This is a genomic window from Methylocystis sp., from assembly GCF_051061285.1.
In the GTDB taxonomy this organism is placed as follows: Bacteria; Pseudomonadota; Alphaproteobacteria; order Rhizobiales; family Beijerinckiaceae; genus Methylocystis.
In genome coordinates, this window is record NZ_JBPFEA010000037.1 from 1 (window position 1) to 20046 (window position 20046).

General features: G+C 63.4%; 24 protein-coding genes. 16 read left to right on the forward strand and 8 right to left on the reverse strand.

Annotated features, from left to right (window positions below):
• Positions 1-319: 319 nt before the first annotated feature.
• Positions 320-907, reverse strand: coding sequence for a DUF4142 domain-containing protein (locus ACR65T_RS13515; protein WP_434496960.1), 588 nt, complete (start codon positions 905-907; stop codon positions 320-322).
• 164 nt (positions 908-1071) lie between these two features.
• Entirely contained in the window at positions 1072-1773 is a 702-nt protein-coding gene (ctrA, locus tag ACR65T_RS13520) for a response regulator transcription factor CtrA (protein WP_018407261.1), read from the reverse strand.
• A gap of 462 nt (positions 1774-2235) precedes the next feature.
• Here ctrA and ACR65T_RS13525 point away from each other — a divergent pair, with 462 nt between their 5' ends.
• The 12 genes from ACR65T_RS13525 (at position 2236) to ACR65T_RS13580 (ending at position 12384) form a co-directional block, all read left to right on the forward strand.
• The gene (locus ACR65T_RS13525; RefSeq protein WP_434496961.1) at positions 2236-2829 is read left to right on the forward strand and encodes a TetR family transcriptional regulator C-terminal domain-containing protein; all 594 of its coding nucleotides are present in this window, start codon (positions 2236-2238) and stop codon (positions 2827-2829) included.
• Between the two features lie 63 nt (positions 2830-2892).
• Complete coding sequence (locus ACR65T_RS13530; RefSeq protein WP_434496962.1) at positions 2893-3162, forward strand: DUF4242 domain-containing protein; 270 nt, start codon at positions 2893-2895, stop codon at positions 3160-3162.
• 21 nt (positions 3163-3183) lie between these two features.
• Complete coding sequence (locus ACR65T_RS13535) at positions 3184-4467, forward strand: selenium-binding protein SBP56-related protein (RefSeq protein WP_434496963.1); 1284 nt, start codon at positions 3184-3186, stop codon at positions 4465-4467.
• The gene (locus tag ACR65T_RS13540) at positions 4464-5147 is read left to right on the forward strand and encodes an SCO family protein (protein WP_434496964.1); all 684 of its coding nucleotides are present in this window, start codon (positions 4464-4466) and stop codon (positions 5145-5147) included. The genes ACR65T_RS13535 and ACR65T_RS13540 overlap by 4 nt, the downstream gene beginning before the upstream one ends.
• Before the next feature lie 221 nt (positions 5148-5368).
• Positions 5369-6304 carry a cytochrome-c peroxidase gene (locus ACR65T_RS13545; protein WP_434496965.1) on the forward strand — a complete coding sequence of 312 codons (936 nt, stop codon included), beginning with the start codon at positions 5369-5371 and terminating at the stop codon, positions 6302-6304.
• A 276-nt stretch (positions 6305-6580) separates the two neighbouring features.
• A complete protein-coding gene (gene rpmH, locus ACR65T_RS13550) occupies positions 6581-6715 on the forward strand; it encodes a 50S ribosomal protein L34 (RefSeq protein WP_083858773.1) in 135 nt (44 codons plus the stop codon).
• 32 nt (positions 6716-6747) lie between these two features.
• The gene (rnpA, locus tag ACR65T_RS13555) at positions 6748-7173 is read left to right on the forward strand and encodes a ribonuclease P protein component (RefSeq protein WP_434496966.1); all 426 of its coding nucleotides are present in this window, start codon (positions 6748-6750) and stop codon (positions 7171-7173) included.
• Positions 7170-8951 carry a membrane protein insertase YidC gene (yidC, locus tag ACR65T_RS13560; RefSeq protein WP_434496967.1) on the forward strand — a complete coding sequence of 594 codons (1782 nt, stop codon included), beginning with the start codon at positions 7170-7172 and terminating at the stop codon, positions 8949-8951. The genes rnpA and yidC overlap by 4 nt, the downstream gene beginning before the upstream one ends.
• Positions 8948-9601, forward strand: a complete 654-nt coding sequence (yihA, locus tag ACR65T_RS13565) for a ribosome biogenesis GTP-binding protein YihA/YsxC (RefSeq protein ID WP_434496968.1) — start codon at positions 8948-8950, stop codon at positions 9599-9601. The genes yidC and yihA overlap by 4 nt, the downstream gene beginning before the upstream one ends.
• Before the next feature lie 221 nt (positions 9602-9822).
• On the forward strand, positions 9823-10689 hold the full coding sequence (gene argB / locus ACR65T_RS13570; RefSeq protein WP_029651578.1) for an acetylglutamate kinase: 867 nt from the start codon (positions 9823-9825) through the stop codon (positions 10687-10689).
• Between the two features lie 177 nt (positions 10690-10866).
• On the forward strand, positions 10867-11562 hold the full coding sequence (locus ACR65T_RS13575) for an NAD-dependent deacylase (RefSeq protein ID WP_434496969.1): 696 nt from the start codon (positions 10867-10869) through the stop codon (positions 11560-11562).
• Between the two features lie 123 nt (positions 11563-11685).
• Positions 11686-12384 (forward strand): pyrimidine 5'-nucleotidase, encoded by a 699-nt coding sequence (locus ACR65T_RS13580; protein WP_434496970.1) that lies wholly within the window; start codon positions 11686-11688, stop codon positions 12382-12384.
• Here the strand turns inward: ACR65T_RS13580 and ACR65T_RS13585 are convergent.
• Genes ACR65T_RS13585 through ACR65T_RS13595 form a run of 3 tightly spaced genes read right to left on the reverse strand, consistent with a single transcriptional unit; the run spans position 12381 to position 13483 of the window.
• On the reverse strand, positions 12381-12890 hold the full coding sequence (locus tag ACR65T_RS13585; RefSeq protein WP_434496972.1) for a DinB family protein: 510 nt from the start codon (positions 12888-12890) through the stop codon (positions 12381-12383). The genes ACR65T_RS13580 and ACR65T_RS13585 overlap by 4 nt on opposite strands.
• A 24-nt stretch (positions 12891-12914) precedes the next feature.
• Positions 12915-13241, reverse strand: a complete 327-nt coding sequence (gene mazF / locus ACR65T_RS13590) for an endoribonuclease MazF (protein WP_434496973.1) — start codon at positions 13239-13241, stop codon at positions 12915-12917.
• Positions 13241-13483 carry an AbrB/MazE/SpoVT family DNA-binding domain-containing protein gene (locus ACR65T_RS13595; protein WP_434496974.1) on the reverse strand — a complete coding sequence of 81 codons (243 nt, stop codon included), beginning with the start codon at positions 13481-13483 and terminating at the stop codon, positions 13241-13243. The genes mazF and ACR65T_RS13595 overlap by 1 nt, the downstream gene beginning before the upstream one ends.
• A gap of 459 nt (positions 13484-13942) precedes the next feature.
• Here ACR65T_RS13595 and dapD point away from each other — a divergent pair, with 459 nt between their 5' ends.
• The 4 genes from dapD (at position 13943) to dapE (ending at position 16878) form a co-directional block, all read left to right on the forward strand.
• Positions 13943-14800: a 2,3,4,5-tetrahydropyridine-2,6-dicarboxylate N-succinyltransferase gene (gene dapD, locus ACR65T_RS13600; RefSeq protein ID WP_434496975.1), complete on the forward strand. Its 858-nt coding sequence runs from the start codon at positions 13943-13945 to the stop codon at positions 14798-14800.
• On the forward strand, positions 14800-15276 hold the full coding sequence (locus ACR65T_RS13605) for a hypothetical protein (protein ID WP_434496976.1): 477 nt from the start codon (positions 14800-14802) through the stop codon (positions 15274-15276). The genes dapD and ACR65T_RS13605 overlap by 1 nt, the downstream gene beginning before the upstream one ends.
• Before the next feature lie 75 nt (positions 15277-15351).
• Positions 15352-15525 carry a DUF1902 domain-containing protein gene (locus ACR65T_RS13610; RefSeq protein ID WP_434496977.1) on the forward strand — a complete coding sequence of 58 codons (174 nt, stop codon included), beginning with the start codon at positions 15352-15354 and terminating at the stop codon, positions 15523-15525.
• Positions 15526-15696: 171 nt separating this feature from the next.
• The gene (dapE, locus tag ACR65T_RS13615; protein ID WP_434496978.1) at positions 15697-16878 is read left to right on the forward strand and encodes a succinyl-diaminopimelate desuccinylase; all 1182 of its coding nucleotides are present in this window, start codon (positions 15697-15699) and stop codon (positions 16876-16878) included.
• Here the strand turns inward: dapE and ACR65T_RS13620 are convergent.
• From ACR65T_RS13620 to ACR65T_RS13630, 3 genes are all read right to left on the reverse strand, one after another.
• Positions 16841-17296 carry a protein tyrosine phosphatase family protein gene (locus ACR65T_RS13620; RefSeq protein ID WP_434496979.1) on the reverse strand — a complete coding sequence of 152 codons (456 nt, stop codon included), beginning with the start codon at positions 17294-17296 and terminating at the stop codon, positions 16841-16843. The two genes, dapE and ACR65T_RS13620, sit on opposite strands and share 38 nt — an antisense overlap.
• A 46-nt stretch (positions 17297-17342) precedes the next feature.
• Positions 17343-18560 carry an LL-diaminopimelate aminotransferase gene (locus ACR65T_RS13625; RefSeq protein ID WP_434496980.1) on the reverse strand — a complete coding sequence of 406 codons (1218 nt, stop codon included), beginning with the start codon at positions 18558-18560 and terminating at the stop codon, positions 17343-17345.
• A gap of 206 nt (positions 18561-18766) precedes the next feature.
• A complete protein-coding gene (locus ACR65T_RS13630; RefSeq protein WP_434496982.1) occupies positions 18767-19762 on the reverse strand; it encodes a L,D-transpeptidase in 996 nt (331 codons plus the stop codon).
• Between the last annotated feature and the right edge of the window lie 284 nt (positions 19763-20046).

The window sequence follows — 20046 nt, forward strand, 5'->3', positions numbered from 1 at the left end:
CGGCCGCCAGCCCCGGCGGTTCTGTTCCCCGAGCGCCCAGCTGCGCAACCCCAGCCAGCTGCGCCGGGCGCGTTGCCGCTGGTCCAAATGCCACTCTTAAACTAACATTCGAACCGGATCACCCCATGGGGGCCGACCACCACGCTCGCTGACATCGCGCCCGAGGCGGCCGCTTGTCAGCGACCGCGCTGGCGCTCTGTCGCGTGACGGCGTGCGACATTCACGGAGACTGTTTGGCGCGAGGCGATTAAAGCCGAGGACCCGCGCCACCGCGCGGATCCTGGGAACTCCGGCCGAACCGGTTCTTTGCGCAGCGAGGCTATCGTTCTGCGTGCGTGCCTTGCGCGCCGCGCGGAAGCGCCTTGGCGTCGCGCAGATGGTTCTCCAGCGTCGGAACGGCGCTCTGCGCCCACCTCTTTAGCTCGGGGTTCTGGCCGTTCTTGGCGTAGCTCTCGAAAAGCTTCACCGCCTTCTCGTGTCCGTCGATTTGCTGTGTCCGGAAGCGCTCTTCAAAGCGCGCGCCAGTCATCGAGGACAATTGCTGCAGAAGATTCTGGTGTTCCTTATCGAGCGCGTTCGGAGCGTTAAGCCGGTCTTGCTGCACGATCGGCTTCAGCTCGTTGTCCATGTTCGTATGATCTCTCACGATCCTACGGGCATAGTCGAGAAACTCCTGAGTGTTTGCCTTGTTCTGAGCTTCGCGTCCGGCCTGGATTTCAAAATTGTTGATGTTCCAGGCCTTGTCCACGAAGTTCTGGGTTGTGGCGTCGACTCTGTTTGGCCGCGTCATCGTGCCGGTTGAACCGGATGTGGCGGATGACCCGGATTTCGTCCAAGACGCGGCAAGCGCGTAACTGGGCGCCAGAAGCGCAAGCGCCATGGCGCCGGCCAGCAGGGGTTTCCTCATCTTCGTCTCCTCGACGTTCGCCCCCGCACTGTAAACCGATCGCGCACACGGCTGTTCCGCGAGAGGCTTCAGTCAGCAAAAAGAAAACGCCGCATCCTCGGACGCGGCGTTTTGCATTGCGCTCGTGATCGCGCTTTTGCTTCAATGTTGCGATCGCGCCTCTATCAGGCCGTGATGCGTTCTTCCGCTTCGCTTGGCTCTCGCAGCACATAGCCGCGGCCCCAGACGGTTTCGATGTAGTTGCGGCCTTCGCTGGCGTTGGCGAGCTTCTTGCGCAATTTGCAAATGAACACGTCGATGATCTTCAATTCGGGCTCGTCCATCCCGCCATAAAGATGATTGAGGAACATTTCCTTCGTCAGCGTCGTGCCCTTGCGCAGCGAGAGCAACTCCAGCATCTGATATTCCTTGCCGGTCAGATGCACGCGGGCGCCGCTGACTTCCACCGTCTTCTGGTCGAGGTTGACGATGAGGTCGCCGGTGATGATGATCGATTGAGCGTGGCCCTTCGAGCGGCGGACGATGGCGTGAATGCGCGCGACGAGTTCGTCCTTATGAAAGGGCTTGGTCAGATAATCGTCGGCGCCGAAGCCTAGGCCCTTCACCTTGTCTTCGATGCCGGCGAGTCCGGACAGGATGAGGATCGGGGTCTTCACCTTGGCGACGCGCAACGTGCGCAGCACCTCATAGCCGGACATGTCGGGCAGGTTGAGGTCGAGAAGTATAATGTCGTAATCATAGAGCTTGCCGAGGTCGATGCCCTCTTCGCCGAGATCGGTCGTATAGACGTTGAAGTTCTCGGATTTGAGCATGAGCTCAATACTTTGAGCCGTCGCGCTGTCGTCTTCGATCAATAAAACGCGCATGTTGGTTCCCCACCGAGCTCCATCGTCCGCGACCGACCGCGCCAAGGACGCGCGCCGGCGGCCGGCGAGTGTCCTCGCCCCAGCGACCTGACCGACCTTCCAGCGAAGGTAAGCGGAATTGGTTAATAAACCTTCACTTACGCCTCAAACGCGGCCCTAAATCTTAATCTTGGGCGGTAAGCAAGGCGGACGCGTCACGCTACGTCTGGAAGGACACGGACAGTGACGCGAATCACGCGTCATTTCCAATCTATACGCCGCGGCGAGTCCGGGGGGCAAAGACAAAATACGCGGCGCGTAACGAAATGCGCGGACGCCCCCGCGAAGCTTCGCGCGCGCGATCCTCGCCGCATCTGCGACATGATTCGGTCCCATGCGCGGCGCTAATGAGGCGGGGGGCGACGATAGGCGCGCGATGAGCGCCGCTTGCCAAACTGAGACGACTGGTCGTATTATGTCGTCATGAGCCGACGCGACGTCAAAGAGCTGAGAGAGAAGCTTCTGGACCGGGGAGTCGCGCTGCTGATGGAGCAGGGCTATCACGGCACCGGGCTGCAGGAGCTGGTCAAGAGCGTCGGCGTGCCGAAAGGCTCCTTCTATAATTATTTCGAAAGCAAGGAAGCCTTCAGCGCCGAGGTCGTCAAACATTACATCGATCCGTTCATCAAACGGCTCGACGCACAGCTTCAGCGCAAGGATCTTGGCGCCGCGGCGGCGCTGCGGGCCTATTTCGATGAGCTGATCGAAGAGACGGAGCGCCTGGATTTCCGGGGCGGATGCCTGCTCGGCAATCTCATCGGGGAGATTGGCGACACGAGCGATCTCTGCCAGACGTCGCTGCGCGAGGCCGTGCACCGCTATCGCGACAAGCTGCGCGAGGGAATCGCCCGCGCCCAGCGGGAAGGCGGTTTCCGCACGGACATGGACGCAAAGGAAATGGCCGATCTTCTCGTCAATTTCTGGCAGGGGGCGCTGCTGCGCATGAAGATCGAGCGCTCGGTGCGTCCGCTGACGCAGTTCTGCGACATGCTGCTCAACGGCTACTTGAAGGCATGATCGATTTGCGCCCGAGTGAGACGACCGGTCATATCAGTTTGGGCTCTAAGTAGGGGAAAGACGATGCCGAAATTCATCATCGAACGGGACATCCCCGGCGCCGGGAACATGACGCAGGCCGAACTCCAGGCGATCTCGCAGCGCTCCTGCGCCGTCCTGCGCGCGCTCGGCCCGCAGACGCAATGGGTCGAAAGCTATGTCACCGACGACAAGGTCTACTGCGTCTACATCGCCGAGAACGCGGCGGCGATCAAAGAACATGCGGAGCAAGGAGGCTTTCCGGCCAACCGGATCAGTGAAATCAGGGCGATCATAGACCCTGCGACGGCCTGACCAATAAGGGAGAGTGGTTGAATGAAGAGCTTGCCGTTGCGCGCAGCAGTGTGTGCGCTTGTATCCGCCTGGGCGCTTGCGCCGGCTGTCGCGGATGAGACCTGCAACTCGCCTTTCATGAGCGGGCTGATCAAGGGACAGGAACAGTATCTCCACGTCTGGACGCTCGGCGAGAAGGGCGTCGGGGATGGATCCGACAAGCTCGTGACGATCGACGTCATTCCCGGCTCCGCGACCTACGGCAAGGTGATTCACACGATTGCCGTCGGCGGACGCGGCGAAGCGCATCACATGGGATTCACCGACGATCGCAAATATCTCTGGGCCGGCCGTCTCGACGACAGCAAGATTTTCATCTTCGACGTCGGCTCCGATCCGTCGACGCCGAAGCTCGTCAAAACCATCGACAATCTGGCCGAGAGCACGGGCTATGTCGGGCCGCATACATTCTACGCGCTGCCCGGCCGCATGCTCGTGCAGGCGCTTTCGAACAAGAAGGATCACGGCGGCGTCACCGGGCTGATCACCTACAACAACGCCGGCGAACTCGTCACGACGACGCCGATGCCGCTCAATGACGGCGGCGACGGCTATGGCTACGACATCGCCATCGATCCGGCCCAGAACCGCATGCTGACGTCGAGCTTCACCGGCTGGACCAATTACATGATGGATCTTTCCCAGCTCATCCAAGACGATTCCGCGATGAAGAACTTCGGGAACACGATGGTGATGTGGGACTTAAAGGCGATGAAGCCTCTAAGGGTGTTTTCGGTTCCCGGCGCGCCGCTCGAAATTCGCTGGGCGCTCAAGCCCGGCGCCAATTGGGCGATCACCGCCGGCGCGCTCACCTCGAAACTTTACCTGATCAAGCAGGACGACAAGAACGAGTGGCAGGCGAAAGCCGTCGCCGACGTCGGCGATCCAGCCAAAATTCCCTTGCCCGTCGACATCTCGATTTCGTCCGACGCATCGTCGCTCTGGGTCAATACATTCATGGACGGAACGGCGCGGCTCTTCGATCTCGCCAATCCCGAAGCGCCCAAACAGGTCTATGCGAAAAAGATCGGCGCGCAGGTGAACATGGTCTCGCAAAGCTGGGACGGGAAGCGCGTCTATTTCACGACCTCGCTGCTCGCCAATTGGGACAAGAAGGGCGCCGAAAACGAGCAGTTCCTCAAGGGCTACTCATGGGACGGGAAGGAGCTTAGGGAAGATTTCGTCGTCGACTTCCATAAGGAAGGCCTCGGCCGCGCGCATCATATGAAATTCACCGCGCGCGCCCAGAAGGCCGAACTGCCGTGAGCGCAAGCCGCAACATCGCGAGGGCGGCGATCGCTGTTGCCCTCGCGCTCGCAGCGCCATCGGCTTTCGCAGTGGACCCGGCGGTCGCAAGACTGCCGGCGCCCGGAAGCTACGCGCTGCATCCGATCCAGCGCGCGCCGGAGGCCCCGCTCCTCGATGCGCAAGGCAAGCGGACGCCGCTTTCCGCTTACACGCGGGGCGCAGTGACGGCGCTCGGCTTCTTCTATTCACGCTGCGCCGATCCACTCGGCTGCCCTCTCGCCTGGTCGACTTTCCACGAGGCGCGAAAAGAGGCCGAAACCGATCCGTTGCTGAAGGGGAGGCTGCGTCTCGTCTTCGTCAGCCTCGATCCGACGCGCGACACGCCTTCTGTCATGCGCATGCTGGAGACGGAAGAGAAAGGCGGCGACGTCCCCTGGGTCTTTCTGACCGGCGCGAGCGAAGGCGAGATGACGCCGCTCTTCGCCGCCATGGGACAGGACATCGCCCATGGGAGGGATCGCGCCGGCAGGCGCACGGGCGCAATCAATCATATGCTGAAAGTGTTCTTGATCGATCCCGAAGGCTGGGTCCGCGAGATTTACAGCACAGCGTTTCTGACGCCGGATGGCCTGCTCAATGACGCGCGGACGCTCGCAATGGAATTTCCCGACGCGAGCAACGCGGTCGACGCAAGGTGAGCGTCGCGCCCTTCGCCATTCGCAGGAGCGCGGCGACCAAACCATCTCGGAGTCCCCCACCCGCGACACTACGTGTCGCGACTTCCCCGCAAGGGGGAGGTATTGCACGGGTTCTGCAAGCGCTCTCGCTACTGCTTTACGTCGGCAGCGCTGCAGCGGAGGACATCAGATCGCCGCTGGGGCTTCCGCCCGTCCCCGCCGCGGTCGCGGGCGCGCCGGCCATGCGCAGGCTCGGCGAAAAGCTGTTCTTCGACCGCGGCCTTTCCGCGAATGGCACGTTGTCCTGCGCCATGTGCCATATTCCGGCGCAGGGCTTCGCCTCCAATCAGAGCGCGCTCTCGATCGGCATGGAGGGACGGTCGCTGCGGCGCAACGCGCCCTCGCTGTATAATGTCGCCTTCAAGAAGTTCCTGTTTCACGACGGCCGCGAGACCGATCTTGCCGCTCAGGTCTGGGGGCCGCTGCTCGCGGCCGACGAAATGGGCAATGCCGGGATCGGTCCGCTCGTCGCCCGGCTTCGCGCCGACGCCGAATATCGGCCGTTGTTCGAGGCGGCCTTTCCGGGCGAGGGCGCGACGATGATGACGCTCGGGCGCGCCATCGCCGCCTATGAAGCTTCGCTGCTGCGCGGCGGCGGGCGTTTCGATCGCGCGGTCTATGGCGGCGAACGCGCGGCGCTGACGCCTCAGGAGTGGAAGGGCTATGAGCTTTTCATCGGCAAGGGGGGCTGCGCCGCCTGCCATCTGATCGGAGCTGAGACGGCGCTCTTTACCGATCAGTCCTGGCACAATACCGGGGTCGGATTCCGATCCGAGGCGACGGGCGGCAAAAGGCTGGTGCAGCTCGCGCCCGGGGTCCTTCAAAATGTCGACCTCGCGGCGGTCGGTCTCGCTCAGACCGGCGCGCCGAATGACGTCGGCCGTTTCGAGATCACCAATGCGCCCGCCGACCGTTGGGCCTATACGACGCCGATGCTGCGCGGCGTCAGCGAGAGTTCGCCCTATATGCACGACGGAAGCTTGAGGACGCTCGCCGAAGTCATCGAGTTTTACGATCGCGGCGGGGGAGCCAATCCATCGCTCGACCCGAAAATCCGCGCTCTGGGTCTGACCGCGCAAGAAAAAGCGGCGCTCGTCGCCTTTCTCGAGGCGCTCTGAGCTCCGACTCCGTGGTCGTTGGACCCGCCGGATTTGGCCGATTTTGGACGGGCGCAGGCGCAAAACGCCCGCGACAAACATTGACTTGAACGCGCGCTTTCTCCTATATGCCTGCGATCGGCGCCGCTCCAAAAGGGGCGGCGAATGTTTTGTGACGGCTGTGCGTCGTCGCGGACGCCGAAGCGTTTTTAAGCCGTCTGCGGCCAGGCCGTCGACGACGACAGCAAGACAAGCGCGAGAGCGGGCGTAAGTCCCTTTCGCCAGCGGAGAAGAACGGTGAAAAGGACATTTCAGCCCAGCAAGATCGTGCGCAAGCGCCGTCACGGCTTTCGCGCCCGCATGGCCACGGTCGGCGGCCGCAACGTTATCGCCGCGCGGCGCGCCCGCGGACGCAAGCGTCTCTCGGCCTGATACGGCTCTGAACGGACGAGGCGGATGACTGCATGAAGGCGCAAGTCCCCGCCGAAGATGAGAAGTCCCCACGCCCGGAGACTCTGCGCCGGCGCGGGGATTTCGTGCGCGTGTCGCGCGGCGCGCGCGTCGCCATGCCCGCCTTTACGGTGCAGATGGCGCCCCGGGAGTACACGGACTCGCATGCGCCCGCCCGTTTCGGCCTGACCGTCACGCGGAAGGTCGCCGGCGCGGTTGGGCGCAACCGAATTCGCCGCAGGCTCCGCGAAGCCATGCGGCTCGGCGGCGCCCTTGGCGCGAAGCCCGGTCGCGATTACGTCTTCGTCGCGCGGCGCGTGGCCCTCGCGGCGCCGTTCGCCGAACTGCTCGCGCAAATGACAGAAGGACTCGCCAGATTGAATGATCGCGGCGGGGCGGCTTCGAGACGCAAACAGGAAGACAGGCTTACGCGGCCATGAATGAAAACATCAAGAATATGATCCTCGCCGCGGCGTTGTCGCTGGTCTTCATCGGCCTGTGGGACTATTTTTACGCCTTCCCAGAGATAGACAAGCAGCGCCGGGCGCAGACGCAGCAGGAGCAGCTTGCCAAGGTTCCTCAGCTCGGCGCGCCCGAGCGGGTCACAGCCGGCCAGCCGCCTGTTAAGGCCGCGCCCAAGAGCCTCGCCGAAGCGCTGGCGCTGAGCCCTCGAATCGCCATCGACACCAGATCGATCTCCGGCTCGATCGCGCTGAAGGGCGGTCGCATCGACGACGTCTCGTTGAAGAATTATCGCGAGACCGTCGACCCCTCGAGCCCGATCATCACGCTGCTCTCGCCCGAGGACGGGCCCAACCCCTATTACGCGGAACTCGGCTATCTGACCGCGGAAACGGAGAACGCGCCGGTTCTGCCGACCACCGAGACGCTATGGACCACGAATTCCGATAGGCTGACCGCGACGACGCCGGTGACGCTCACCTGGGACAATGGCCGGGGCCTCGTTTTCAAACGCGTCATTTCCCTGGATGACGAATATCTCTTCACCGTCAAGGACAGCGTCGAAAACAAGGCGGCCAACCCCGTCACGCTTTTTAACTACGCGCGCGTGAGCCGCGTCGGCCGCCCGCCATCCGCGGGCTATGCCGCGCTGCATGAAGGCTTCGTCGGCGTCGTCGGCGACGCGGGACAGGAAGTCACCTACGACAAGATCGAGAAAGAGGACAATGCGGTCAAGACCTTCAAGGGGGTCGGCGGCTGGGTTGGACTGACGGACAAATATTGGGCGGCCGTGGTCGCTCCCGACCAGAATTTACCCATGGAGGCGCGCTACGCCTCGATGGGCGGCGCGGTGAAAACCTATCAGGCCGATACGGTCAGCGACCAGAAGACGATCGAGCCCGGGAAATCAGCGGAAGCGACGACCTATGTCTTCGCCGGCGCCAAGGTCGTCGACGTGCTCGACGCCTATAAGGCCAATCCTGGCCTGAAACGCTTCGATCTTCTCATCGACTGGGGATGGTTCTACTTCATCACCCGGCCGATGTTCCGGGTGATCGACTTCCTTTACAAGCTCTTGGGGAATTTCGGCCTCGCCATTCTGGCGGTGACCGTCATCGTCAAGCTCGCCTTCCTGCCGCTCGCCAACAAAAGCTATCAGTCGATCGCCAAAATGAAGGCGATTCAGCCAAGAATCAAAGAGCTGAAGGAAAAATACGGTGACGACAAGCACAAGTTCAACATGGAGCAAATGGAGCTCTTCAAGCGGGAGAAGGTGAACCCCGCGAGCGGCTGTCTGCCGGTGATCGTGCAGATCCCGGTGTTCTTCTCGCTTTATAAGGTGCTGGTCGTGACGATCGAGATGCGTCACGCGCCGTTCTTCGGCTGGATCCATGACCTCTCGGCGCCGGACCCGACCAATGTTTTCAACCTGTTCGGGGTGCTGCCTTTCGACCCAACGCATGTCGCGATCTTTGGCCCCTATCTCGCGCTCGGCGTCTGGCCGTTGCTGATGGGTGGCTCGATGTGGCTGCAGATGAAGATGAATCCGGAGCCTGCCGACGAGATTCAGAAGACGATGTTCGCCTGGATGCCGGTGATCTTCACATTCACCATGGGCGGCTTCGCCTCCGGCCTGCTGATCTACTGGACGTGGAACAATCTCCTGTCCATCGTGCAGCAGGGCGTCATCATGAAGCGCGCCGGCGTGAAGTTCGAGTTCTGGGACAATCTGCGCAAGACGTTCCAGAGAGCGTGACCGAATCCGACTTCACCGAAGCGGGCCGGCTGCTCTTTGCCGGCCCCTGCGACTTCATTTTCGCGAGCGCCAAGGCGAGCGATCTGCCGGTCATCGGCCCGCCGGAGATCGCCTTCGCAGGGCGCTCCAACGTCGGCAAATCCTCGCTGCTCAACGCCTTGACGAACCGCAAGACGCTTGCCCGCGTCTCCAACACGCCGGGACGCACGCAGCAGCTCAACTTCTTCGCGCTGGGCGGCGCGCCAGGCGCGGAGCGGCTGCGCCTCGTCGACATGCCGGGCTATGGCTACGCCGCCGTCGGCAAGGAGAAGGTGGCGAGCTGGTCGCAGCTGATGCGCGACTATCTGAAGGGGAGGGCCAGCCTCGCCCGGGTCTTTGTGCTCGTCGACGGGCGACGCGGCGTGAAGCCTCTCGACGAAGAGATGTTCGATCTCCTCGATCAGTCGGCCGTCTCCTATCAGGTCATCCTGACCAAGCATGACGAATTGAAGATGGCCGAGCGCGATGAGGTCCTCGCCGCGACGACGAAGGCGCTGGAGAAGCGCCCCGCGGCCTTTCCGCAGATCATTTTCACCTCGGCGCAACGCGGCGAGGGAATCGCCGAACTTCGCGCCGCCATCGCAAAGCTCCTGGCCGAACGAAACGCTTGAAAGCGACGGCTGCGGCGGGCTAGTTGGGCGCGGAGCTCTGAAGCTAGCGATAAGTGGAACCCGGTTTTTCGCCTACACCGCGTTCAGAGCTTTCGAGATTGATCACGCTATCTGCATTTGGACATTTTGCCCAAATGCAGCGCGATCTAAGCTTTCCTCATCCTGAGGAGCTCGCGTCTCGAAGGACGAGGAAAGCCGCGAGGCGCCTGCAAGGAACTGTCATGACCGACGCCGTCGACAATGCGCTCCAGCAAGCCCGCATTCTCATGCAGGCGCTGCCGCATATGCTGCGCTACGACGACGCCATCGTCGTGGTGAAATACGGCGGCCACGCCATGGGCGACGATCAGGTGGCGCGCGATTTTTCGCGCGACATGGTGCTGCTCGAACAGTCCGGCGTTAATCCTGTCGTCGTGCACGGCGGCGGGCCGCAGATCGGCGCGATGCTGAAGCGGCTCGGCGTCGAATCGCGCTTCGCCGATGGCTTGCGCATCACCGACGAAGAGACGATGGACGTTGTCGAAATGGTGCTCGCCGGCTCCATCAACAAGCAGATCGTCGGCTACATCAATTCGGAAGGCGGACGCGCCATCGGGCTGACCGGCAAGGACGGGCGCATGGTCACCGCCAAAAAGATCGAACGCCCCGACGGCGTCGACCTCGGCTTTGTGGGCGAACCCGACAAGGTCGACACGACCGTGCTCGATCAGGTGCTGGGCCGCGAACTCATTCCGGTGCTGGCGCCCGTCGCCGAAGGTCCGCGCGGCGAAAGCTATAACGTCAACGCCGACACTTTCGCCGGCGCGATCGCCGGCGCGCTTCACGCCAAGCGCCTTATCTTCCTTACCGACGTGCCGGGCGTGCTCGACAAGGACAAGCAGATCATCCAGGAGCTGAAGGTCGGCGATATTCCCGGCCTGATCGCCGAGGGCGTGATCACCGGCGGCATGATTCCAAAGGTCGAGACCTGCATGTACGCGATCGAACGCGGCGTCGAGGGCGTCGTCATTCTCGACGGGAAACTACCGCACGCCGTGCTGATCGAATTGCTCACCGATCACGGCGCCGGCACGCTGATCACGCGGTGATGGGCGTTGGTTTCCGCGTCATGGCCGGCCTTGTGCCGGCCATCCACGCCGAAGAGCCGCGTAATCGCTATCGCCATGCTGCATGATCCAGCGTGATGCGCCGGCCGGCTCGCAATATCCCGGCGTGGGCGCCCGCGACAAGCGCGGGCATGACGGCGTGAGACAGCCGGCGCGCATATGAACATCTTCATCCTCACCGGCGCGGGCGTTTCCGCCGAAAGCGGCCTTGGCGTCTTTCGTGGGCCGGGCGCGGCGCTGTGGAAGCGCTATGATCCGATGCAGCTCGCAACGCCCGAGGCCTTCATGCGCGATCCGGCGCTGGTGCATGCGTTCTATAATGGGCGGCGGCGCAATCTGCTCGCCGCTTCGCCTAACGCCGCCCATGCCGCGCTGGCGCGGCTCGAAGCCGGACTCGCGCAGCGCGGCGGCGCATTGACTCTCGTGACGCAGAACATCGACGATCTGCATGAGCGCGCCGGCTCGAGGCGCGTCATTCACATGCACGGCGAATTGCTCAAAGCGCGGTGCGCTTCATGCGGCGCGGTGAGCGGTTGCCGCGAAGACCTTTCGACCGATTCGCGTTGCGGCTGCGGCGGCGCGCTGCGGCCGCATGTCGTCTGGTTCGGCGAAACGCCGCTCTATATGGACGAGATCTACGCGGCGCTGGGAGCGGCGGATCTCTTCGTCGCCATCGGCACGTCGGGCGCGGTCTATCCGGCGGCGGGCTTCGTGCGCGAGGCGCGCGCCCGTGGTCTGCGCTGCTGCGAGATCAACCTTGAGCCTTCGGAAAACGCCGCGGAATTCGACGACAGGCGCTATGGCCGCGCGAGCGAGATCACGCCGTCATGGGTGCAGGAGATATTGGAACCGTGAATCCGCCCCGGTGTCATCCCCGACGCGCGCAGCGCAAGCGGGAATCCAGAGAGCAGCCGCAACGATTGCTGGCGTGGTTCGGGATTCCCGCTTTCGCGGGAATGACATGAAACTGGCCGCACAATGACCAAACCCGACAGATCGCGCTTTGCCGAGATCGACACCTGGGTGTTTGATCTCGACAATACGCTCTATCCGCAGACCGCCGATCTCTGGCCCAAGATCGACGCGCGCATCACGCTGTTCATGATGCGGCTGTTTGGCCTCGACGCCATTTCGCTGCGCGCGTTGCAGAAACATTATTATCGTCAATACGGCACGACGCTGCGCGGGCTGATGACCGAACATGGGATCGACCCCGAAGCCTATCTTGCCTTTGTGCACGACATCGACCGCTCGTCGCTTGCGCATAATCATTCGCTCGCCGAGGCGATCGCTGCGCTGCCCGGACGCAAGCTCATCCTCACCAACGCCTCGCGTCATCACGCGATCGAAACCGCGAAGCAGCTCGGCATCGACCATTGTTTCGAGGACATCTTCGACATCATCGCCGCGGACTTTATCAATAAGCCCGAGGAAGGCGCCTATATGCGCTTTTTCGAGAAGTTGAAGATCGAGCCCAAGCGCGCCGCGATTTTCGAAGACATCGACCGCAATCTTGTCGTGCCGCATGCGCGCGGCATGAAGACGGTGCTGGTGCTGCCGGCCCATGACGAAGGCCCGGAGCGCGAAGCCTGGGAAATCGCCACCGGCGACGAGCCGCATGTGGATTTCGTGACCGATGATTTGGTGGCGTTTTTGGAGGGATTGATCGGGGATTAGGTCGCGAGCTTTTCCATCAAGATCAGATCTGTGTCTTGCGGCTTGGCGCCGGCGGCCGTCAGCATCGCATGAATCTGGCCCCGATGATGGGTCTGGTGATTGAAGATGTGGCTGACGACGAGCCATTTCGGCCTGACGACATCCGTTTGCATCAGGCTCGAACGCCAGATGAGCTCGCCGGCGAGCCAGTCGTCGGTGACGGCGTCCGCCCAGGCGATCAGCCTGTCGTCGCAGGCGCGCCGGTCCTGTTTCAAGCCGTCCCAATCGTCGCGATAGGACCCCGATTCGCTCAGCGGCGTGGAAGGTCTGGGCGCGTCGGAAACGCGGCTCAGCCACATATGATCCGCCCAAAGAAGATGGCTGAAGGTCGCATGAATCGATTTGAAGAAAGCGCCGCGGTCCTTGCGGCGCGCTTCGTCCGACAGGCTGTCGGCGGCGGCGTAAAGGCTGGCGTTTTGCCAGCGATTGTAACGCGCCATGGTTTTTACAAATGTCGAACGGGTCATGTGATTTTCTAGCCTCCTGGAAGCCTATCGCAGCAACGTGGTCGCCTTCGCCAAAGCCTGCGCCACTTCCGCCTTGGTCGCCGCGCCTTTCTTCTTCGCCTTGCGCGCGCGCCAGTCGAGGCTCTTCACCTGATCGGCGAGCGCGGCCGACGGCTTCGCGTCTGCAAGCGCGACTTCAAACGGATAGCCCTTGATCTTCGTCGTCATCGGGCAGGCGAGCATCAGCCCCGTCTTGCCGTTATAGGCTTTTGGACTGAGCACCAGCGCCGGACGATGGCCCTTTTGTTCATGGCCCGCCTGCGGATCGAAACTGAGCCAGACGATATCGCCGCGCTCGGGGACGTAAGCCATCAAAGCGCCTCGCGGCCGACAGGCGCGCCGAAGTCTTCCTCGTCATGCAGATTGTCGCGCGTGACGCCTGCGAGCAGTGCGTCGAGCGTGAATTCTGGCGCTGCAAGCGGCTCGATCACCACGCGCCCCGCTTCGACGCGAATGTCGACGGCCTGGTCGATTTCCAGCCGGGCTTCCTCCATCACCGCCGCCGACATGCGTATGGCGGCGGAATTTCCCCATTTTCTTATGGTCGCGCGCATGGCCTTTTTCCTGATTCCGCACTCGCTGCGAGCGCAGCGAAGCGATCCATCATGACGCAGCGCTCTCGAGATTGCTGCGTCGCTTGCGCGCCTCGCAATGAACGCGGTGTATCTACAGAGTAGAAACATAGGGGGCGGCGGTCGGCGCGTCAACATGTACGCCGCGGCGCTCGCCGAGGGTTTCCGCGTCAAGGCCGGGCATGACGCGGAGAGGGCGCGCCATGTTTCACTTCGTTGCGCCTGACCATCATCATGGTCGGCGGCCCGGTCATCGTTGAATCTTCGTGCTTCGAGACGCCGCGACAGTAAATTCGCACGTCGCGCAACCCAACTTGCGGCGGCGCCCAGCATGGGGGCAGAGAACTGGGCCATCTCTCCCGCTCCCGCCGCCGTGTTGAACTCCCCTCGCCATAGCCTTACAACCGCGCCAGCCTTCACCGCATCATTTTCGGGATATTCATGCCGCACACGGGACTTGAGACGCTCATCACCGCCGCTTTCGAGGATCGCGCCAATATTACCGCCGAGACGCAGGGCGACATCCGCCGCGCCGTCGATGGCGCGCTGCGTCTGCTCGACGCCGGCAAGCTGCGCGTCGCCGAGAAGATTGAAGGCCAGGAAGGCCCGGAAAGCTGGCAGGTCAATCAGTGGCTGAAGAAGGCCGTGCTGCTGTCGTTCCGCTTGAATGACATGGCGGTGATCGCGGGCGGACCCGGCGGCGCGACCTGGTGGGACAAGGTCCCCTCGAAATTCGTCGGCTGGGGGGCCGGCGAGCACACGGCGGCGGGCTTTCGCTCGGTGCCGGGCGCGATCGTGCGCCACTCGGCCTATGTCGCGCCCGGCGCGATTCTGATGCCCTCCTTCGTCAATCTCGGCGCCTATGTCGACAGCGGCACGATGGTCGACACCTGGGTCACGGTCGGCTCGTGTGCGCAGATCGGCAAGAATGTGCATCTCTCCGGGGGCGTCGGCATCGGCGGCGTGCTGGAGCCATTGCAGGCCAATCCCACCATCATCGAGGATGATTGTTTCATCGGCGCGCGCTCCGAGGTCGTCGAAGGCGTCGTCGTCGGCAAGGGCTCGGTGCTGTCGATGGGCGTCTTCATCGGCGCCTCGACGAAAATCATCGACCGCGCGACAGGCAAGGTCCATGTCGGCTATGTGCCGCCCTATTCGGTCGTGGTTTCCGGCAGCCTGCCCGGCAAGGCATTGCCGGATGGCGCGCCCGGCCCATCGCTCTATTGCGCGGTGATCGTCAAGACGGTCGACGCGCAGACGCGCAGCAAGACGGGCATCAACGAACTGCTGAGGGATTGATGGACGCCGAGCGCCTGCGTTTTCTCTACCAGACCGAACAGGGCCGCATCGATCGCGCGACCTGGCGGCGCGGCGCGGGCGCGCTCGTCGCGGCCCTCGCGCCGCTGACGCTGATCTGGTTCGCGCTTGCGCCCTATTCGGTCCACGATCTGGCGACGACGCCGTTCTTCGCGCCGATGACGATTCTCGCTTACGCCTATGTCATCTTTTACGCCTTCGCTGTGATGCTGATCGTCGTGAGCTTCATCAATCTTTCGGCCAAGCGCTGTCGCGACCGCGGCCTCAACCCGCCGCTCGGCCTCGCGAGCCTCGCGCCGCTTCTGGCGCTGCTTGCCGGCGCCGCGCATTTTCTGCAGCCGCGCGTTGCCGAAGTCATGTCGCGCTGGTATGTCTGGGGCGTCGACGCGCTCTTTGTCGCCGCCGCTCTGTGGACCATCTATGAATTGGGTTGGCGGGAGGACGGTGCCGCTGCGTAAGGAGGAAGCGCTCGTTGCGCTTGAGCGCTGCCGCCTTTGCTTGACAAGGCGCCGGCGCGGACCGATTTTTCTCGCATGACCGAACCCATCCAAATTGACGCGCGTTGGGACGATGAAGCCCATGTCTGGATCGCGACGAGCGACGACGCGCCGGGACTGGTTGTCGAGGCGGCGTCCTGGCAGTCGATGATCGACGAAGTTCGCGCTATCTTGCCTGACCTGCTCGAACTCGATGCCAATTTCGTCTAATGAGCGGATTGGCGTATCCCTCTCCCGCTTGCGGGAGAGGGTGGCCCCGCGAAGCGGGGTCGGGTGAGGGCGCCACTGCTGACTGCGCGATCACCCTCATCCGTCGCGCGTTCCGCGCGACACCTTCTCCCGCAAGCGGGAGAAGGAAGCGCGTTCTGATAGTATCCGGCAATGACCCAGTCCCGCGCCGTCGCGCTTACCCGCGAACTCATTCGCTGTCCGTCCGTGACGCCGGCCGACGCCGGCGCGCTCGACGTCGTCGAGACGGCGCTAAAGGCGGCGGGCTTCGAGACGCATCGAATCGTCTTCTCCGCGCCGGGCACGCCCGACATCGATAATCTCTTCGCCAAGATCGGTTCGGGCGCGCCGCATCTCGCCTTCGCTGGGCACACCGACGTCGTGCCGCCGGGCGATCCCGCGCGCTGGCGCTTCGATCCCTTCGCCGCGGAAATTTCAGACGGCCGCGTCTACGGCCGCGGCGCTTCGGACATGAAGGGCGCCATCGCGTCGTTCGTCGCCGCCGCGATCGCCTACGTCGAGCGGCATGGCGCGCAGAATGACAAATCCTGGGGAACGCTTTCGCTGCTCATCACCGGCGATGAGGAAGGCGTGTCGATCAATGGCACCGTGAAGCTCATCGAATGGGCGCGCGCGCGCGGCGAGCGCTTCGATCACTGCATCGTCGGCGAGCCGAGCAATGCGTCGACGCTCGGCGACATGATCAAGATCGGCCGTCGCGGTTCGCTCAGCGGACGCATTCGCGTCATCGGCAAGCAGGGCCATGTCGCCTATCCGCAGCGCGCGGAAAATCCGGCGCCGATCATCGCGCGCATCGTCTCTGCGCTCTCGGGTCACGAACTCGACAAAGGCACGACGCATTTCGAGCGCTCCAATCTCGAATTTTCCACGATCGACATCGGCAATCCGGCGGTCAATGTCATCCCCGGCGAGGCGCGCGCGCAGTTCAATGTCCGCTTCAACGACGTCTGGACGCATGATTCGCTGAAAGAGCGCATTCTGCAGGTGATCAAGGAAGCAGCGCCGAACGCGAATGTCGAAGTCGAATTCCCGCCCTCGAACGCCGTCTCCTTCATCACCAAGCCTGGGCCTTTCACAGAACTCGTGGTTGACGCCGTGCGGCAGGTGACGGGCCTGACGCCGGAACTCTCGACGACCGGCGGCACCTCCGACGCGCGCTTCATCACCCATTATTGTCCGGTGCTGGAGTTCGGCCTGACCAATGAGACGATTCACGCGGTCGACGAGAACGCCCGCGTCGCCGACATCGACGGACTTTGCGCCGTTTACGCGCGCATCATCGAGCGCTATTTCGAGCCCGCACCCGCTCGATGAAACCGGACCAAACCGGGTTGGGCGTCCAAATCTTCTCGAGGTCGGCGCGGGCGCGCGTCTCTTCCATGCCTGCGCTGATCCGATAGAGATAGACGAAGGCGGAGACCCGGTAGTTCGCGATGCAGTGGACATGCGTCGCAGCTTCGCTGGCCCCTTTAAAAGCCTCGCAGAAGCGATCAAAGTCCGCTTGCGTGGGATTTTGAAAGTCGACCGGAATATGCGTGTAGCGCATGCCCAGCGTCGCCAGAATCTCCGCTTCGTTCTTTAGCGCCTTCTCACTGGTCGCGGGCGCGAGATTGATGACCTCGCGCACGCCAAGCGCGGCGATCTCATCGAACTGCGCTTGCGTCGGCTGGCCGGACGTCGTGGTCCGCTCATCGAGACGCAGCCAATTGTAGATGTCGACGGGATCGGCCACTGGCGCTCTCACGCGTTGCGATTCATGCGAAGCAGAAGCCTGCGCGTCACCCCCGCGCGGCGAGCGGCACGACATTGTGCAGCTGCGAATCCGCCGTCTCGAAGAAGCGGCGCAGATTCCGCGCCGCCTGACGAATCCGCTGCTCGTTCTCGACAAGCGCGAGGCGCACGAACCCCTCGCCATGTTCGCCGAAGCCCTCGCCCGGCGCGACGGCGACGTCCGCCTTCTCGATCAAGAGCTTCGAAAATTCGAGCGTCGAGATATTGCGGAAGCGCTCGGGCGCCGGCGCCCAGGCGAACATCGAGGCGCGCGGCGCCGGGATCGGCCAGCCCGCTTGCGCGAAGCTTTCGACCATCACGTCGCGGCGCCGCTTGTAGATCGCGCGCATCTCCTTGATGCAGTCGTCGGACCCGTTGAGCGCCGCGACCGCCGCGACCTGCACCGGCGTGAAGGCGCCGTAATCAAGATAGCTCTTCACCCGCGCCAGCGCCGAGAGCAGCCGCTCATTGCCGACCGCGAAGCCGATGCGCCAGCCGGCCATCGAGAAGGTCTTCGACATCGAGGTGAATTCGACCGTCACATCCATCGCGCCCGGCACCTGCAGCATCGAGGGCGGCGGATTGTCGTCGAAATAGACTTCGGCGTAGGCGAGGTCGGAGAGCACGAAGATCTCGTGCTTCTTCGCGAAGGCGACGAGATCCTTGTAAAAATCGAGCGAGGCCACTTCCGCCGTCGGATTGGACGGATAGCAGACGACGACCGCGATCGGCTTGGGGATCGAGTGGATGATCGCGCGCTCCAGCGTCACGAAATAGTCGGGCGTCGGCGCCGAAGGCACGGAGCGGATGACGCCGCCGGCCATCAGAAAGCCGAAGGCGTGGATCGGGTAGGAGGGGTTTGGCACCAGCACCACGTCGCCGGGCGCGGTGATCGCCTGCGCCATATTGGCGAAGCCTTCCTTGGAGCCGAGCGTCGCGACGACCTGCGATTCGGGGTCGAGCGTCACGCCGAAGCGGCGCGCGTAATAGCCGGCCTGGGCGCGGCGCAGCCCGGCGATGCCCTTGCTGGCCGAATAGCGGTCGGTGCGCGGCTTGCCGGCGGTCTCGACGAGCTTCTCGATGACGTGCTTGGGGGCGGGCAGGTCGGGATTGCCCATGCCGAGGTCGATGATGTCGGCGCCGCCGGCGCGGGCGCGCGCCTTGAGGCGGTTCACCTGCTCGAAGACATAAGGCGGCAGGCGCTTGATGCGATAGAAATCCGACATTCTGTATTTGTTCCCGAAGGCGCGAAGCGGCAAGTCTAGCGCATTTTGGCGCGGGCGTCAGGGGCGAGGCGCCGTGGCTCCAGGGCGATCGGGTGAGGGCTTCCTCATCCTGAGGAGCGTGCGCAGCACGCGTCTCGAAGGGCGAGGAAGCCCGTTCTCGCGTATTTTTCCTCACCCTCGTGCTTCGCGGGCGTCCGGCGACCGCATCATTCCGTGGTGACGATGACGAAATCCTTGCCGGAGCGGCTGTCGGGCGACAGCGGCGCGTCGGTCAGCACCATGGTCATGCCGGGATGCATGCGCGCCTGCATCGCCGCGTTGAAAGACGGGTCGGCGCGAAGCCGCTGGATCACATCCTGGTCCGGCGCGAGCGTCGCATCCTCGTGATGATGCGTGATCGCGCTCCAATGCATGCCGCGCGACGTCTGGTCGGCGCCGTTCAGCACGAACACATGCGAGCCGAGCTTGTCGGCGCCCTCCAAGCCAAGGACGGATTTCGCCACCACATGGTCGTTCTCGATCAGCTCGATCATATGGTCGGCGGAGGAGGCGACGACGCTGGTGACGGGGAAATTCTCGGCTTCCGTCCAGTCGGCGGGATGCTTCTTGCCCTCAAGCCCGGAGAGCACCTGCTCGAACTCCTGTTCGGCATAGCCGCTCAGCACCATGCCCGGATGGGTCAGCTCCCAGGGGTCGGTATGGGCGCCGGCGATGATGACCGGCGTGCCGATATGGGTGACGCCGAACAGCAATTCGGAGAATTTCGCCGGCAGCCGCACGCAGCCATGCGACGCCGGATAGCCGGGGAGATTGCCGGCGTGCAGCGCGACGCCCGACCAGGTGAGGCGGTTCATGTTCGGCATCGGCGCGTCGTCGTACAGCGACGAGTGATGATTCCGGTCTTTCTCCAGCACGACGAAGACGCCGGTCGGCGTCGTATGTCCGGGCTTGCCGGTCGAACAGGTGGAGGCGGCGATGCGGACGCCGTTGCGATAGACATGCACGCGCTGCTGGGGAAGCGACACGACGACGGAGACGGGTCCCTTCGCGGCGAGTTCGGGACGCCAGGTGAACTCGCCCGGCTTGAGCCGGCCGATCTCCTCCATCGCCGCGTCGCCATAGGCGCGGCGCCCGGTGATGACGGCGCTCGCCAGAAGCATCGCGCCCAAAAATCTACGGCGGTTCATTGCAATGATGGTCATGACATGCCCCCCAAAACATGGCCCCCCAAGGTCCATGCGTAATGCATGATGGGTAGCACGGACGGCAGGCCGGCAAAGTGCGGCGCGTCACATCCGACGCGCGGCCCAAGCGATTCGAAAGGACGCGCCTGCAGCGGGGAAGCGGGGCGCGTTGCAAACCTCTCCGCGCACGCGGGGAGAGGTCGAGCGAAGCGAGGGAGAGGGGCATGTGGCGCAATGTGACGCAATGTGACGAAGGCGCAGAATCCGCTGTGAGATTTTGATGATTGACGGGTAAGGGAAGG

Excerpts from the sequence above, each read along its gene's own strand:
- ACR65T_RS13625 (WP_434496980.1), bottom strand. The coding sequence starts at position 18,560 with ATGTCGGATTTCTATCGCATCAAGCGCCTGCCGCCTTATGTCTTCGAG.
- ACR65T_RS13585 (WP_434496972.1), bottom strand. The coding sequence starts at position 12,890 with ATGACCCGTTCGACATTTGTAAAAACCATGGCGCGTTACAATCGCTGG.
- ACR65T_RS13515 (WP_434496960.1), bottom strand. The coding sequence starts at position 907 with ATGAGGAAACCCCTGCTGGCCGGCGCCATGGCGCTTGCGCTTCTGGCG.
- ACR65T_RS13575 (WP_434496969.1), top strand. The coding sequence starts at position 10,867 with ATGAACATCTTCATCCTCACCGGCGCGGGCGTTTCCGCCGAAAGCGGC.
- argB (WP_029651578.1), top strand. The coding sequence starts at position 9,823 with ATGACCGACGCCGTCGACAATGCGCTCCAGCAAGCCCGCATTCTCATG.
- ACR65T_RS13630 (WP_434496982.1), bottom strand. The coding sequence starts at position 19,762 with ATGACCATCATTGCAATGAACCGCCGTAGATTTTTGGGCGCGATGCTT.
- ACR65T_RS13595 (WP_434496974.1), bottom strand. The coding sequence starts at position 13,483 with ATGCGCGCGACCATAAGAAAATGGGGAAATTCCGCCGCCATACGCATG.
- dapD (WP_434496975.1), top strand. The coding sequence starts at position 13,943 with ATGCCGCACACGGGACTTGAGACGCTCATCACCGCCGCTTTCGAGGAT.
- ctrA (WP_018407261.1), bottom strand. The coding sequence starts at position 1,773 with ATGCGCGTTTTATTGATCGAAGACGACAGCGCGACGGCTCAAAGTATT.
- ACR65T_RS13580 (WP_434496970.1), top strand. The coding sequence starts at position 11,686 with ATGACCAAACCCGACAGATCGCGCTTTGCCGAGATCGACACCTGGGTG.
- ACR65T_RS13535 (WP_434496963.1), top strand. The coding sequence starts at position 3,184 with ATGAAGAGCTTGCCGTTGCGCGCAGCAGTGTGTGCGCTTGTATCCGCC.
- ACR65T_RS13525 (WP_434496961.1), top strand. The coding sequence starts at position 2,236 with ATGAGCCGACGCGACGTCAAAGAGCTGAGAGAGAAGCTTCTGGACCGG.
- rnpA (WP_434496966.1), top strand. The coding sequence starts at position 6,748 with ATGAAGGCGCAAGTCCCCGCCGAAGATGAGAAGTCCCCACGCCCGGAG.
- yidC (WP_434496967.1), top strand. The coding sequence starts at position 7,170 with ATGAATGAAAACATCAAGAATATGATCCTCGCCGCGGCGTTGTCGCTG.
- mazF (WP_434496973.1), bottom strand. The coding sequence starts at position 13,241 with ATGGCTTACGTCCCCGAGCGCGGCGATATCGTCTGGCTCAGTTTCGAT.
- ACR65T_RS13605 (WP_434496976.1), top strand. The coding sequence starts at position 14,800 with ATGGACGCCGAGCGCCTGCGTTTTCTCTACCAGACCGAACAGGGCCGC.
- ACR65T_RS13545 (WP_434496965.1), top strand. The coding sequence starts at position 5,369 with ATGCGCAGGCTCGGCGAAAAGCTGTTCTTCGACCGCGGCCTTTCCGCG.
- ACR65T_RS13610 (WP_434496977.1), top strand. The coding sequence starts at position 15,352 with ATGACCGAACCCATCCAAATTGACGCGCGTTGGGACGATGAAGCCCAT.
- dapE (WP_434496978.1), top strand. The coding sequence starts at position 15,697 with ATGACCCAGTCCCGCGCCGTCGCGCTTACCCGCGAACTCATTCGCTGT.
- ACR65T_RS13530 (WP_434496962.1), top strand. The coding sequence starts at position 2,893 with ATGCCGAAATTCATCATCGAACGGGACATCCCCGGCGCCGGGAACATG.